General features: G+C 33.0%; 14 protein-coding genes and 2 pseudogenes. All 16 read left to right on the top strand.

Annotated features, from left to right (window positions below; translation table 11 throughout):
* Window positions 1–489, top strand: a pseudogene (locus tag IDG65_RS13160) (radical SAM family heme chaperone HemW); the annotation flags it as partial.
* Between the two features lie 100 nt (window positions 490–589).
* Window positions 590–1,567 carry a heat-inducible transcriptional repressor HrcA gene (gene hrcA / locus IDG65_RS13155; RefSeq protein WP_000627142.1) on the top strand — a complete coding sequence of 326 codons (978 nt, stop codon included), beginning with the start codon at window positions 590–592 and terminating at the stop codon, window positions 1,565–1,567.
* 31 nt (window positions 1,568–1,598) lie between these two features.
* Window positions 1,599–2,225: a nucleotide exchange factor GrpE gene (gene grpE, locus IDG65_RS13150; RefSeq protein ID WP_000182215.1), complete on the top strand. Its 627-nt coding sequence runs from the start codon at window positions 1,599–1,601 to the stop codon at window positions 2,223–2,225.
* 68 nt (window positions 2,226–2,293) lie between these two features.
* Window positions 2,294–4,126: a molecular chaperone DnaK gene (gene dnaK / locus IDG65_RS13145; RefSeq protein WP_000034718.1), complete on the top strand. Its 1,833-nt coding sequence runs from the start codon at window positions 2,294–2,296 to the stop codon at window positions 4,124–4,126.
* A 135-nt stretch (window positions 4,127–4,261) separates the two neighbouring features.
* Entirely contained in the window at window positions 4,262–5,401 is a 1,140-nt protein-coding gene (gene dnaJ, locus IDG65_RS13140; RefSeq protein WP_001119021.1) for a molecular chaperone DnaJ, read from the top strand.
* 3 nt (window positions 5,402–5,404) lie between these two features.
* Window positions 5,405–6,343: a 50S ribosomal protein L11 methyltransferase gene (prmA, locus tag IDG65_RS13135; protein WP_200707805.1), complete on the top strand. Its 939-nt coding sequence runs from the start codon at window positions 5,405–5,407 to the stop codon at window positions 6,341–6,343.
* Window position 6,344: 1 nt separating this feature from the next.
* Window positions 6,345–7,097 carry a 16S rRNA (uracil(1498)-N(3))-methyltransferase gene (locus tag IDG65_RS13130; protein ID WP_001190119.1) on the top strand — a complete coding sequence of 251 codons (753 nt, stop codon included), beginning with the start codon at window positions 6,345–6,347 and terminating at the stop codon, window positions 7,095–7,097.
* Between the two features lie 6 nt (window positions 7,098–7,103).
* Window positions 7,104–8,450 carry a tRNA (N(6)-L-threonylcarbamoyladenosine(37)-C(2))-methylthiotransferase MtaB gene (gene mtaB / locus IDG65_RS13125; protein ID WP_061385093.1) on the top strand — a complete coding sequence of 449 codons (1,347 nt, stop codon included), beginning with the start codon at window positions 7,104–7,106 and terminating at the stop codon, window positions 8,448–8,450.
* A 292-nt stretch (window positions 8,451–8,742) separates the two neighbouring features.
* Window positions 8,743–8,919: a 30S ribosomal protein S21 gene (gene rpsU / locus IDG65_RS13120; protein ID WP_000048060.1), complete on the top strand. Its 177-nt coding sequence runs from the start codon at window positions 8,743–8,745 to the stop codon at window positions 8,917–8,919.
* A 243-nt stretch (window positions 8,920–9,162) separates the two neighbouring features.
* Complete coding sequence (locus IDG65_RS13115; RefSeq protein WP_001802667.1) at window positions 9,163–9,846, top strand: NfeD family protein; 684 nt, start codon at window positions 9,163–9,165, stop codon at window positions 9,844–9,846.
* A gap of 17 nt (window positions 9,847–9,863) precedes the next feature.
* On the top strand, window positions 9,864–10,853 hold the full coding sequence (floA, locus tag IDG65_RS13110) for a flotillin-like protein FloA (protein ID WP_206174140.1): 990 nt from the start codon (window positions 9,864–9,866) through the stop codon (window positions 10,851–10,853).
* A 16-nt stretch (window positions 10,854–10,869) separates the two neighbouring features.
* Window positions 10,870–11,568 carry an SPOR domain-containing protein gene (locus IDG65_RS13105; protein ID WP_000110600.1) on the top strand — a complete coding sequence of 233 codons (699 nt, stop codon included), beginning with the start codon at window positions 10,870–10,872 and terminating at the stop codon, window positions 11,566–11,568.
* A gap of 303 nt (window positions 11,569–11,871) precedes the next feature.
* The gene (locus IDG65_RS13100; RefSeq protein ID WP_001117767.1) at window positions 11,872–12,819 is read left to right on the top strand and encodes a PhoH family protein; all 948 of its coding nucleotides are present in this window, start codon (window positions 11,872–11,874) and stop codon (window positions 12,817–12,819) included.
* Complete coding sequence (ybeY, locus tag IDG65_RS13095) at window positions 12,820–13,287, top strand: rRNA maturation RNase YbeY (RefSeq protein ID WP_000494133.1); 468 nt, start codon at window positions 12,820–12,822, stop codon at window positions 13,285–13,287.
* A 2-nt stretch (window positions 13,288–13,289) separates the two neighbouring features.
* Entirely contained in the window at window positions 13,290–13,634 is a 345-nt protein-coding gene (locus IDG65_RS13090; RefSeq protein WP_000819532.1) for a diacylglycerol kinase family protein, read from the top strand.
* Between the two features lie 10 nt (window positions 13,635–13,644).
* Window positions 13,645–13,711, top strand: a pseudogene (locus tag IDG65_RS13085) (cytidine deaminase); the annotation flags it as partial.

Genomic DNA, 13,711 nt, shown 5'->3' with positions numbered 1-13,711 from the left:
GACATGTATCAGTTGCTGATGTCTAAGATAGAACAATCTCCTTTCCATCAATACGAAATATCTAATTTTGCATTAGATGGCCATGAATCAGAACATAATAAGGTTTACTGGTTTAATGAGGAATATTATGGATTTGGAGCAGGTGCAAGTGGTTATGTAGATGGTGTGCGTTATACGAATATCAATCCAGTGAAACATTATATCAAAGCTATAAATAAAGAAAGTAAAGCAATTTTAGTATCAAATAAACCTTCTTTGACTGAGAGAATGGAAGAAGAAATGTTTCTTGGGTTGCGTTTAAATGAAGGTGTGAGTAGTAGTAGGTTCCAAAAGAAGTTTGACCAATCTATTGAAAGTGTCTTTGGTCAAACAATAAATAATTTAAAAGAGAAGGAATTAATTTTAGAAAAGAACGATGCGATTGCACTAACAAAGCGAGGGAAAGTCATCGGTAATGAGGTTTTTGAAGCTTTCCTAATAAATGATTAAAAAAAATTGAAATTTCGAGTCTTTAACATTGACTTACTTTGACCAATTTGATAAATTATAATTAGCACTTGAGATAAGTGAGTGCTAATGAGGTGAAAACATGATTACAGATAGGCAATTGAGTATATTAAACGCAATTGTTGAGGATTATGTTGATTTTGGACAACCCGTTGGTTCTAAAACACTAATTGAGCGACATAACTTGAATGTTAGTCCTGCTACAATTAGAAATGAGATGAAACAGCTTGAAGATTTAAACTATATCGAAAAGACACATAGTTCTTCAGGGCGTTCGCCATCACAATTAGGTTTTAGGTATTATGTCAATCGTTTACTTGAACAAACATCTCATCAAAAAACAAATAAATTAAGACGATTAAATCAATTGTTAGTTGAGAATCAATATGATGTATCATCAGCATTGACATATTTTGCAGATGAATTATCAAATATATCTCAATATACAACTTTAGTTGTTCATCCTAATCATAAACAAGATATTATCAATAATGTACACTTGATTCGTGCTAATCCTAATTTAGTTATAATGGTTATCGTATTTTCATCAGGTCATGTAGAGCATGTACATCTTGCTTCAGACATACCGTTTAATAACGACAAACTAAATACAATATCAAATTTTGTTACAAACAAACTAACTGAGTTTAATCAGAATTTACAAGATGATATTGTCTCTTTTGTTCAATCAGAGCAGGAAGAAATATTTATCAATCAATTGTTAAATACGATGAATAATCATATTTCTAATCAAAGTAATAGCATTTATATGGGTGGAAAGGTTAAACTTATTGATGCATTGAATGAAAGTAATGTATCTTCAATTCAGCCCATTCTACAATATATAGAATCAAATAGAATTGCAGAATTATTACAAGATATATCTTCACCAAATATTAATGTAAAAATTGGTAACGAAATTGATGACAGCTTAAGTGATATTTCAATTGTAACAAGTCAATATCATTTTGATGAAACGTTAAAAGGTCAAATCGCTGTGATTGGACCTACAGCTATGCATTATCAAAATGTCATTCAATTATTAAATAGAATTTGGTAATGATGGATTAGAAAGTATTGGAGGACAGAAAATGACAAATAAAGACGAATCAGTTGAAAAAAACACTGAATCAACAGTTGAAGAAACAAACGTCAAACAAAATATTGATGATTCAGTTGAACAAGCTGAAGAAAGTAAAGGTCATTTACAAGATGAAGCAATAGAAGAAACGTCTGACGAGAATGTTATTGAAGAAATAGATCCAAAAGATCAAAAAATTAATGAACTTCAACAATTAGCAGATGAAAACGAAGAGAAATATTTAAGGCTCTACGCTGAGTTTGAAAATTATAAGCGTAGAATTCAAAAAGAAAATGAAATAAACAAAACATATCAAGCACAACGTGTGTTAACAGATATTTTACCAGCAATAGACAATATAGAACGTGCACTTCAAATTGAAGGTGATGATGAGACTTTTAAATCTCTTCAAAAAGGTGTACAAATGGTGCATGAAAGTTTGATTAACGCACTAAAAGATAATGGTCTTGAAGTTATTAAAACTGAAGGTGAAGCATTTGATCCAAATATTCACCAAGCTGTAGTTCAAGATGATAACCCTGATTTTGAATCTGGCGAAATCACTCAAGAACTACAAAAAGGATACAAGCTTAAAGATAGAGTATTAAGACCATCAATGGTCAAAGTAAACCAATAACTTAAATTTGGCGAAAAGACATTGTTTAAAATTAAATTAATTTAATGATTAAATGGAGGAATTTTATTATGAGTAAAATTATTGGTATAGACTTAGGTACAACAAATTCATGTGTAACAGTATTAGAAGGCGATGAGCCAAAAGTAATTCAAAACCCTGAAGGTTCACGTACAACACCATCTGTTGTAGCTTTCAAAAATGGAGAAACTCAAGTTGGTGAAGTAGCTAAACGTCAAGCTATTACAAATCCAAACACTGTTCAATCTATTAAACGTCATATGGGTACTGATTATAAAGTAGATATTGAAGGTAAATCATACACACCACAAGAAATCTCAGCTATGATTTTACAAAACTTAAAAAATACAGCTGAAAGCTATTTAGGTGAGAAAGTTGACAAAGCTGTAATTACAGTACCTGCATACTTTAACGATGCTGAACGTCAAGCAACTAAAGATGCTGGTAAAATTGCTGGTTTAGAAGTTGAGCGTATCATTAATGAACCAACAGCTGCAGCATTAGCATATGGTTTAGACAAAACTGATAAAGATGAAAAAGTTCTTGTTTTTGACTTAGGTGGCGGTACATTTGACGTATCTATCCTAGAATTAGGTGACGGTGTATTCGAAGTACTATCAACAGCCGGTGACAACAAACTTGGCGGTGATGATTTTGACCAAGTAATTATTGACTACCTAGTTGCAGAATTCAAAAAAGAAAATGGCGTAGACTTATCTCAAGATAAAATGGCATTACAACGTTTGAAAGATGCTGCTGAAAAAGCTAAAAAAGACTTATCAGGTGTATCACAAACTCAAATCTCATTACCATTTATCTCAGCTGGTGAAAACGGTCCATTACACTTAGAAGTAAACTTAACTCGTTCTAAATTTGAGGAATTATCAGATTCATTAATTAGAAGAACAATGGAACCTACACGCCAAGCAATGAAAGACGCTGGCTTAACAAACTCAGATATCGATGAAGTTATCTTAGTTGGTGGGTCAACTCGTATTCCAGCAGTACAAGAAGCTGTCAAAAAAGAAATCGGTAAAGAACCTAACAAAGGTGTAAACCCAGACGAAGTAGTGGCAATGGGAGCTGCAATCCAAGGTGGCGTTATCACAGGTGACGTTAAAGACGTAGTATTATTAGACGTAACACCACTATCTTTAGGTATTGAAATTTTAGGTGGACGTATGAATACGTTAATTGAACGTAACACTACGATTCCTACATCTAAATCTCAAATCTATTCAACAGCAGTAGATAATCAACCATCAGTAGATGTACACGTATTACAAGGTGAACGTCCAATGGCTGCGGATAATAAAACACTTGGTAGATTCCAATTGACTGATATTCCACCAGCTGAACGTGGTAAACCTCAAATTGAAGTAACGTTTGATATCGATAAAAACGGTATTGTAAATGTAACTGCAAAAGACTTAGGTACAAATAAAGAACAAAGAATTACAATTCAATCAAGTTCTTCATTATCAGACGAAGAAATCGACCGTATGGTAAAAGATGCTGAAGTTAACGCTGAAGCAGATAAAAAACGTCGTGAAGAAGTAGACTTAAGAAACGAAGCTGACAGCCTAGTATTCCAAGTTGAAAAAACTTTAACTGATTTAGGCGAAAATATCGGTGAAGAAGATAAAAAATCTGCTGAAGAGAAAAAAGACGCTCTTAAAACTGCTTTAGAAGGTCAAGATATAGAAGATATTAAATCTAAAAAAGAAGAACTTGAAAAAGTGATTCAAGAATTATCAGCAAAAGTATATGAGCAAGCGGCTCAACAGCAACAACAAGCACAAGGTGCTAATGGTGGTCAAAACAACGATAGCACTGTAGAAGATGCTGAATTTAAAGAAGTAAAAGACGACGACAAAAAATAATTAAACAATACAATTAGAATGTTGTCATGATCTGAAAAGTCAAAGTCAATAGAACATTGGCTTTGGCTTTTTATTTGGATAGTATGACATATTACGTTAAACTATATGAGTTAATTAAGAAAAGGAGAGATAGCTGTGGCCAAAAGAGACTATTATGAAGTTTTAGGCATTAGTAAAGATGCTTCAAAAGATGAAATCAAAAAAGCGTATCGAAAGCTTTCGAAAAAATATCATCCAGATATTAACAAAGAAGAAGGTGCAGATGAAAAGTTTAAAGAAATTTCTGAAGCATATGAAGTTTTAAGTGATGATAATAAACGCGCAAGCTATGATCAATTTGGACATGACGGTCCGCAAGGTTTTGGCGGACAAGGATTCAATGGCTCTGACTTTGGTGGTTTTAGTGGCTTCGGTGGCGGCGGTTTTGAAGATATCTTTAGCTCTTTCTTCGGTGGCGGCAGACAAAGAGATCCAAATGCACCGCAAAAAGGTGATGATCTTCAGTATACAATGACATTGACATTTGAAGAAGCGGTATTTGGTACAACAAAAGAAATTTCAATCCGTAAAGATGTAACATGCGAAACATGTCATGGTGATGGTGCAAAGCCTGGAACAAGTAAAAAGACTTGTAGTTACTGTAATGGCGCTGGTCATGTAGCTGTTGAACAAAATACAATTTTAGGTAGAGTTCGTACTGAACAAGTTTGTCCTAAATGTAATGGAAGTGGTCAAGAATTTGAAGAAGCTTGTCCAACATGTCACGGAAAAGGTACTGAAAATAAAACAGTTAAATTAGAAGTGAAAGTACCTGAAGGTGTCGACAATGAACAACAAATTAGATTAGCTGGTGAAGGCTCTCCAGGCGTGAATGGAGGACCTGCTGGTGATTTATACGTAGTATTTAGAGTTAAACCATCTGAAACATTTAAACGTGATGGTGATGATATTTATTACAAATTAAATGTTAGCTTCCCACAAGCAGCTTTAGGCGATGAAATAAAAATACCAACATTAAATAATGAAGTTATGTTAACAATCCCTGCTGGTACACAAACAGGTAAGCAATTCCGCTTAAAAGAAAAGGGTATAAAAAATGTTCATGGCTATGGATACGGAGATTTATATGTTGATATTAAAGTAGTAACGCCTACTAAATTAACAGATAGACAAAAAGAACTAATGAAAGAATTTGCCCAATTAAATGGTGAAGAAATTAATGAACAACCTTCGAATTTTAAAGATAGAGCAAAAAGATTCTTTAAGGGAGAATAAAGTATGAACTGGACAGAGCTTTCAATTATTATTAATCATGAAGCAGTAGAATTGGCTACCAATATACTTGAAAATCATGGATCAAATGGTGTCGTGATAGAAGATTCAGATGATTTAATTAACCAACCAGAAGATAAATACGGTGAAATTTACGCTTTGAAAAAAGAGGATTATCCAGATAAGGGAGTAAGATTGAAAGCCTATTTTAATGAAATGACTTATGATGATAAGTTGCGACAGCAAATTAAAGATGAGTTATTAAATTTAGATGAACTTGATCAACATAACGTTCAATTCAGTGAGCAAATTATTGCAGAGACGGATTGGGAAAATGAATGGAAAAACTATTTCCATCCATTCCGAGCGTCGAAGAAGTTCACAATAGTTCCTAGTTGGGAAACATATGCTAAAGAAGCGGATGAAGAGCTTTGCATTGAGCTCGACCCAGATATGGCTTTTGGAACAGGCGATCATCCGACTACAAGTATGTGTTTGAAGGCAATAGAAACATATGTATTGCCACAGCATTCAGTAATTGATGTTGGTACTGGCTCAGGTATATTAAGTATTGCAAGTCATCTAATCGGTGTAAAACGAATTAAAGCGTTGGATATTGATGAAATGGCAGTGAGTGTAGCTAAAGAAAACTTCAGAAGAAATCATTGTGAAACGTTAATTGAAGCTGTTCCAGGTAACTTATTGAAAGACGAAACAGAAAAATTTGATATTGTAATAGCAAATATTTTAGCGCATATTATTGATGAAATGATTGAAGATGCTTATAATACTCTAAATGAAGGCGGTTATTTTATTACTTCTGGTATTATAAAAGAGAAGTATGAAGGTATACAGTCACATATGGAGCGTGTAGGTTTTAAAATTATTTCAGAACAACATGACAACGGTTGGGTTTGTCTTGTTGGCCAGAAAGTGAGTGAATAATGTGCAACGTTATTTCATAGACCAAAACGCTGATGTAAGTCAGCGTTTTTTTATTACAAAAAAAGAAGATATTCATCATATAACAAATGTAATGAGATATGATGTTGGTAGTAAAATTATTTTAACTTTTAATGATCAAACAGTTTATTTATGTGAAATTGCTGATATAACAAGTGATAAAATTGCAGTTGATTTAAAAGAAAAACAAAATATTAATACAGAATTGCCAGTTGATGTTACGATTTGCAGTGGACTAATTAAAGCTGACAAATATGAGTGGTTGCTACAAAAAGCTACTGAATTGGGTGCTTCATCATTTATAGCTGTGAGCATGGAACGCTCAATTGTTAAATTAAACGAGGCGAAAGTTGCCAAAAAGATAGAGCGTTGGCAAAAAATAATTAAAGAAGCTGCTGAACAAAGCTATCGTTTAGTGATTCCATCTATTCAATTCGAGTCGAATTTAAAATTAATTTGTGATACTATTGATAATTATGACTATATTCTTATTGCATATGAAGAGGAAGCAAAAGATGGTGAGTTAAGCAATTTCAAGCAAACTTTACAACAATTCAAGGCTCAGGATAAAGTGTTGATGATTTTTGGTCCTGAGGGTGGTTTGTCAGAAAATGAAATTTCATTATTTAGTAATACTAGTACAGTTGTTGGTCTTGGACCGAGAATTTTACGGGCAGAAACTGCACCATTGTATGCGTTAAGTGCAATAAGTTATGAAAATGAATTAATGGGGTGAATATTTATGTCAACAGTTGCGTTTCACACATTAGGTTGTAAAGTAAACCATTATGAAACTGAAGCAATCTGGCAATTATTTAAAGAAGCAAACTATGAGCGCGTTGACTTTGAAGCGAATGCTGATGTATTTGTTATTAATACTTGTACAGTAACGAATACAGGTGATAAAAAAAGTCGTCAAATTATTAGACGTGCAATAAGACAAAATCCTGATGCTGTAATTTGTGTAACAGGTTGTTATGCGCAAACTTCATCAGCTGAAATTATGGAAATTCCTGGTGTCGATGTAGTAGTTGGTACACAAGATAGACATAAACTATTAGGTTACATTGATGAATTCTGTAAAGAACGCCAACCAATTAATGGTGTTGGAAATATCATGAAAAATCGTAAATATGAAGAATTAGATGTCCCATATTTTACAGATAGAACACGTGCGTCATTAAAAATTCAAGAAGGTTGTAACAACTTCTGCACATTCTGTATTATTCCATGGGCTCGTGGCTTAATGCGTTCAAGAGATCCGGAAAAAGTAGTTGAACAAGCGACGCAACTAGTGAATTCAGGATATAAGGAAATTGTATTGACGGGAATTCATACAGGTGGATATGGTCAAGATTTAAAAGATTATAACTTGGCCCAATTATTACGTGATCTTGAAACGATTAATGGATTAGAACGAATTCGAATTTCTTCAATTGAAGCAAGTCAACTTACAGATGAAGTAATTGACGTTTTAGAACGTTCAACAAAAGTTGTGCGTCATTTGCATATTCCATTACAATCTGGTTCAGATACAGTATTAAAACGTATGAGACGTAAGTATACTATGGATAGATTTTCAGAACGATTAACAAAATTGCATAAAGCTTTACCAGACTTGGCAGTTACGAGTGATGTAATTGTTGGTTTCCCAGGTGAAACTGAAGCAGAGTTCCAAGAAACATATGATTTTATCGTAAAGCATAAGTTCTCTGAACTGCATGTTTTCCCTTATTCTCCTAGAATTGGCACGCCAGCTGCAAGAATGGATGACCAAATTGATGAAGAAATTAAAAATGAACGCGTGCATAAGTTAATTACGCTAAGCAATCAACTCGGAAAGTTATATGCGTCTAAATTTGATCAAGATGTGCTTGAAGTAATTCCTGAGGAACAGGGTGACACAGAAGGTACATTAGTTGGATATGCAGATAATTATATGAAAGTACAATTTGAAGGTGACGAATCACTCATAGGTCAAATTGTAAAAGTTAAAATTACGCAAGCAAATTATCCATTAAATGAAGGGCAAGCAATTAAAGTTGTTGATTTTGCAACAAATAAATCTGATAGAGAAGTTTTAGTTTAAGTATTCCTTGATTCATACCATAAGGTTCCGTATTAAAGATATAGGTTTTGTAACGTTGTTTTAACGGCTTCACAATTTACTATATAAGCAACTCTTCTCATTAAATAAATTATTAAGAGATTTTTAGAACAAAATCTAAAAGTCTTTGTGATTTTGATGTGAAATATGTTTCAAATAAAAAACAATTTACTAATTGACCATAAATTACAGATATATTATACTTATAAATGCATAGTTTTACTGTGCAATTGACTATAAAGTTCCGTTGATATTTGGAGGGAGGGAAATACAGATGTCTAAAACAGTAGTACGTAAAAATGAATCACTTGAAGATGCGTTACGTAGATTTAAACGTTCAGTTTCTAAAAGTGGAACAATCCAAGAAGTACGTAAACGTGAATTTTACGAAAAACCAAGCGTAAAACGTAAAAAGAAATCAGAAGCTGCACGTAAACGTAAATTCAAATAATTAATACCTCTGTTGACTCCCTCAACACGAATATTAATTATATAAAACAAACATCACAAGTTAGTGTCTGACACTAATATGTGATGTTTTTTTGTTGTCAATTTTTAATTAAAAAAAGTTATATAGTTTATAAATAATCAAATTGATATTCTATAGGTTCTTATAACTATAAAGTATATTCAATTTCATGTATAATTAATGTGAGGGCGAGGTGAAATTGTGAGTTATAATAATTTTTTACAAATGACAACTATCTTGGAATCAACGGCTGGAGATACTTGGGTTGAACAAGTTAGTAATATAATTGTTCAACCTATTTTTACGTTAATATTAACCTGTTTGACATTCTTAGGATTTGTATATCAACTTTACTCTAAAAAAATCAATGCAGCTGGTATTATCGCCACATTATCATTACTTATTTTATTTTTGGGATTTCTAATCCAAGGAAATGTCAATATGCATTCTATCTTAATATTCTCAATTGGCGTTATATTAGTTGTAATTGAATTATTTGTAGTTGGTGCAGTAATTGGTATTATTGGCATGATACTGATAACTATAAGCATAACAACGCTCGGTGATAATTTGCTATTTATGCTTGCGAATGTTATCGTTGCCTTGATTTTAACGATTGTAGAATGGGTGATATTAGTGAAGATTTTCAACAGAAAGATTCCGTTTTTGGATAAAGTTATCTTAAAAGATTCAACTAATTCTGAGTCAGGTTACAATTCTCATGATAACCGCTCGCACCTCGTAGGAAAGACTGCTCAAACAGTTACAGATCTTCGACCTGCAGGGATTATTTTTTGTGAAAATGAACGTATTGATGCTGTTTCAGATGGCAACTTTATTTTACGCAATAAAACGGTAAAAATCCTTGAAGTTGAAGGAACAAGAGTAGTTGTGAGGGAAGTAGATTAATTAAAAGGAGCGATACCATGTTTAGTTTAAGTTTTATCGTAATAGCAGTTATTATAGTAGTTGCATTACTTATTTTATTCTCATTTGTACCGATTGGTTTATGGATTTCAGCGTTAGCAGCTGGCGTTCATGTTGGTATAGGTACATTGGTTGGTATGCGTTTACGTCGTGTATCTCCAAGAAAAGTTATAGCGCCATTAATTAAAGCGCATAAAGCAGGACTAGCATTAACAACAAATCAATTAGAATCGCATTATCTAGCAGGAGGAAATGTTGACAGAGTTGTTGACGCTAATATTGCTGCACAACGTGCTGACATTGATCTTCCTTTCGAACGTGCTGCTGCAATTGACCTTGCAGGACGTGACGTATTAGAAGCGGTTCAAATGTCTGTTAATCCTAAAGTCATTGAAACACCATTTATCGCAGGTGTAGCAATGAACGGTATTGAAGTGAAAGCCAAAGCTCGTATCACAGTTAGAGCTAATATTGCTCGACTTGTTGGTGGTGCTGGTGAAGAAACAATCATCGCACGTGTTGGTGAAGGTATCGTTTCAACAATTGGTTCTAGTAAGCATCATACAGAAGTACTTGAAAACCCAGATAATATTTCTAAAACAGTATTAAGCAAAGGTTTAGATTCAGGTACTGCATTTGAAATTTTAACAATTGATATTGCTGACGTTGATATTAGTAAAAATATTGGTGCAGACTTACAAACTGAACAAGCATTAGCAGACAAAAATATTGCACAAGCAAAAGCTGAAGAACGTAGAGCTATGGCTGTAGCAACTGAGCAAGAAATGAAAGCGCGTGTACAAGAAATGCATGCTAAAGTAGTTGAAGCCGAATCTGAAGTGCCATTAGCTATGGCTGAAGCATTACGCTCAGGCAATATCAGTGTTAAAGATTATTATAATTTGAAAAATATCGAAGCTGATACAGGCATGAGAAATGCAATTAATAAACGAACTGATCAAAGTGATGATGAGTCACCTGAACATTAAGTCGAGAGGTGATTAAATGAGTGTCGGTATTCTAATTTTTGTCATATCAGTGATCATTTCTATCATTACTACTATGCGCGAAAATAGTCATAAAGATAGACAAAATCAAAAGCCACCTCAAAAAACATCTACCGATAATGAACCAAAAAAAGGTGGCTTTTTTGAAGAAATTGAGCGAACGTTTAAAGAAATAAGTGAAGAATTAAATGAAGAAGAAAAGAAATCATCGAAACGAAAATATGATGATACGTTACCACCTTTATTCGATGAACTTCCAAAGGAAGAGCCTAAATCGAAACCTGTTGTAGAACCTATGGCACCTAAAAAACAACCAGAAACAAAACCGATGACAGAGAAACCAATTACAGTGCCTAAAGCAGAACCGGTGGAGCAGAAACATAGACCTTCTAGACAAGATAATTCTGACGAAATTAGACGTCAATTAGAAAAATCACTTAGAGATGATATTAAAACGATTCGTACTGACATTGATAGAGAAAAAGAAAAGCAAATTGCTAAAATGGAAAAACGTGCTAGAGATATTATTGAGGATAAATACTTATCTGAACGTACAAAACGTTTGAAATTAAAGCAGTTGCTTAATTCTCAAAATGTCGAAAAAGATTTGACTAAATCAGCGTTCCAATTTGATAAAGATGAAGTAATCAATGGTATGATATGGTCAGAAATTTTAGCTAAACCAAAACAATTATAAAATTTTTTGAAAACAAGCACTATCGTAATGGTAGTTGCTTGTTTTTTTACGTTATGAAAAATTGAAAAACAAAGAGAATCTTTCGAGAAATATTAGTTATTTAAATTACAACAAAAAATTGATTAGTCTAATATTGAATCTGCTTTTATGACAAGGTGAAAAGTATAAATGATTATTTTAAATTAAAGAAAAATGAGTAAGTCAATGCAAAGATGTTTAAATCAATCAATTGCATGATATAATTAAGTAGATATTAAAGCATCATAGAATGAATATAACTGATATATGAAAAGGAGCGCGTGTATGCCTGGAATTATACAAATAGACGATATGAACCAATCTCAAGCTTTAATTGGAAATAATGATGAACATTTAAAAGCAATTGAAGAGAGTTTCGATGTTGTCATCCATGCAAGAGGACAAGAAGTTGCCGTTAAAGGTACAAAAATAGAAAACGTAGAAAAAGCGGAATCAGTATTAATCAATTTGCTGAAGGTTATTGATTTAGGTAATAATATTACAATTAAAGATGTTGAAGCAGCTATTAAAATGGCGCATAATAACACAATTCAACATCTGTTAGATTTATATGATGAAGAGATAACTAAAGATGCATTTGGTAAAACGATTCGTGCGAAAACGATGGGGCAACGTATATATGTTAATGCCATGAAAAATAATGATTTAGTATTTGGTATAGGTCCTGCTGGTACAGGTAAGACATTCTTAGCTGTAGTTTATGCGGCAAAGCAACTCCGTAAAGGTGCTGTTAAACGTATTGTATTAACAAGACCTGCTGTTGAAGCAGGAGAGTCACTTGGATTTTTACCAGGAGATTTGAAAGAAAAGGTAGATCCATATTTAAGACCTTTATATGATGGTCTCTATACTGTTCTTGGGCGTGAACAAACAGAGCGATTTATTGAAAGAGGCATTATCGAAATAGCGCCACTTGCATATATGCGCGGACGAACATTAGAAGATGCATTTGTAATTCTTGATGAGGCGCAGAATACGACACATGCGCAAATGAAAATGTTTTTAACAAGACTAGGTTTTGGCTCAAAAATGGTAGTTACTGGTGACCAAACTCAAATCGATTTACCTAAAGGTGTTAAAAGTGGACTTAAAGAAGCGGTCAGTAGGTTACACAACGTTAAAGGTATAAGTATATTGAAATTAGATCAGAGCGATGTAGTGAGACATCCATTGGTAAGTAAGATCATTGAACATTATGAAGGAGAGAATTAAATGTTTACGATAGATTTTAGCGATCACACAGGCTTAGTTAAAGATGCTTGGTATAAACAAATTGAAGATTTATTAGAATTTGCTAAAAAAGAAGAGCATATAGAAGACGATGCTGAGCTTTCTGTTACATTTGTAGATAAACAAGAAATACAAGAAATTAATCGAACATATAGAGATAAAGATAAAGTTACAGATGTAATCTCATTTGCTTTAGAAGAAGATGAGCCAGAGATTGATTTTAGTGATCTTGATATACCACGTGTTTTAGGGGATATAATTATCTGTACGGATGTAGCGCAAGAACAAGCAAACAATTACGGACATTCTTTTGAACGAGAATTAGGATTTTTAGCATTACATGGATTTTTGCATCTATTAGGTTATGATCATATGACTGAAGCGGATGAAAAGGAAATGTTTGGTCGACAAGATACAATATTAAACGCATATGGATTAACACGAGACTAATTATGAAAAGGTTTAAATATGCACTTGATGGGCTGAAAATCTTAATTCAAAAAGACTATAAATTTCTTTTACATGTGTTTGCAATGATTGTTGCTATTGTCTTTGGTCTCGTACTAAATATTAATCGGATTGAGTGGATATTTATACTCATTGCTATTGCATTAGTTCTCACTGTTGAAGCTTTAAACACTGCTATTGAATATGTTGTCGATTTAGTGACCGTTGAATATCATGATTTAGCTAAATACGCTAAAGATATTGCGGCTTTTAGTGTACTTATAGTTTCAATATTAGCATTTATTATAGGTTTAATAGTATTTTTACCACATTTTATAGCGTTATTTTAGGGAGGCATATATGAGTTATCAACCTCATTATTTTCAAGAAGTTAGAAAAGCACAACAAGAATCATATTCGCCATACA

The sequence above is a fragment of the Staphylococcus sp. EG-SA-17 genome (assembly GCF_017151845.1).
In the GTDB taxonomy this organism is placed as follows: domain Bacteria; phylum Bacillota; class Bacilli; order Staphylococcales; family Staphylococcaceae; genus Staphylococcus; species Staphylococcus aureus.
The sequence above is the reverse complement of the archived record's forward strand: the minus strand, read 5'-3'. Positions and strand labels throughout refer to the sequence as shown.

Excerpts from the sequence above, each read along its gene's own strand:
- IDG65_RS13105 (WP_000110600.1), top strand. The coding sequence starts at position 10,870 with ATGAGTGTCGGTATTCTAATTTTTGTCATATCAGTGATCATTTCTATC.
- hrcA (WP_000627142.1), top strand. The coding sequence starts at position 590 with ATGATTACAGATAGGCAATTGAGTATATTAAACGCAATTGTTGAGGAT.
- IDG65_RS13100 (WP_001117767.1), top strand. The coding sequence starts at position 11,872 with ATGCCTGGAATTATACAAATAGACGATATGAACCAATCTCAAGCTTTA.
- grpE (WP_000182215.1), top strand. The coding sequence starts at position 1,599 with ATGACAAATAAAGACGAATCAGTTGAAAAAAACACTGAATCAACAGTT.
- IDG65_RS13115 (WP_001802667.1), top strand. The coding sequence starts at position 9,163 with ATGACAACTATCTTGGAATCAACGGCTGGAGATACTTGGGTTGAACAA.
- IDG65_RS13090 (WP_000819532.1), top strand. The coding sequence starts at position 13,290 with ATGAAAAGGTTTAAATATGCACTTGATGGGCTGAAAATCTTAATTCAA.
- ybeY (WP_000494133.1), top strand. The coding sequence starts at position 12,820 with ATGTTTACGATAGATTTTAGCGATCACACAGGCTTAGTTAAAGATGCT.
- rpsU (WP_000048060.1), top strand. The coding sequence starts at position 8,743 with ATGTCTAAAACAGTAGTACGTAAAAATGAATCACTTGAAGATGCGTTA.
- floA (WP_206174140.1), top strand. The coding sequence starts at position 9,864 with ATGTTTAGTTTAAGTTTTATCGTAATAGCAGTTATTATAGTAGTTGCA.
- mtaB (WP_061385093.1), top strand. The coding sequence starts at position 7,104 with ATGTCAACAGTTGCGTTTCACACATTAGGTTGTAAAGTAAACCATTAT.
- dnaK (WP_000034718.1), top strand. The coding sequence starts at position 2,294 with ATGAGTAAAATTATTGGTATAGACTTAGGTACAACAAATTCATGTGTA.
- prmA (WP_200707805.1), top strand. The coding sequence starts at position 5,405 with ATGAACTGGACAGAGCTTTCAATTATTATTAATCATGAAGCAGTAGAA.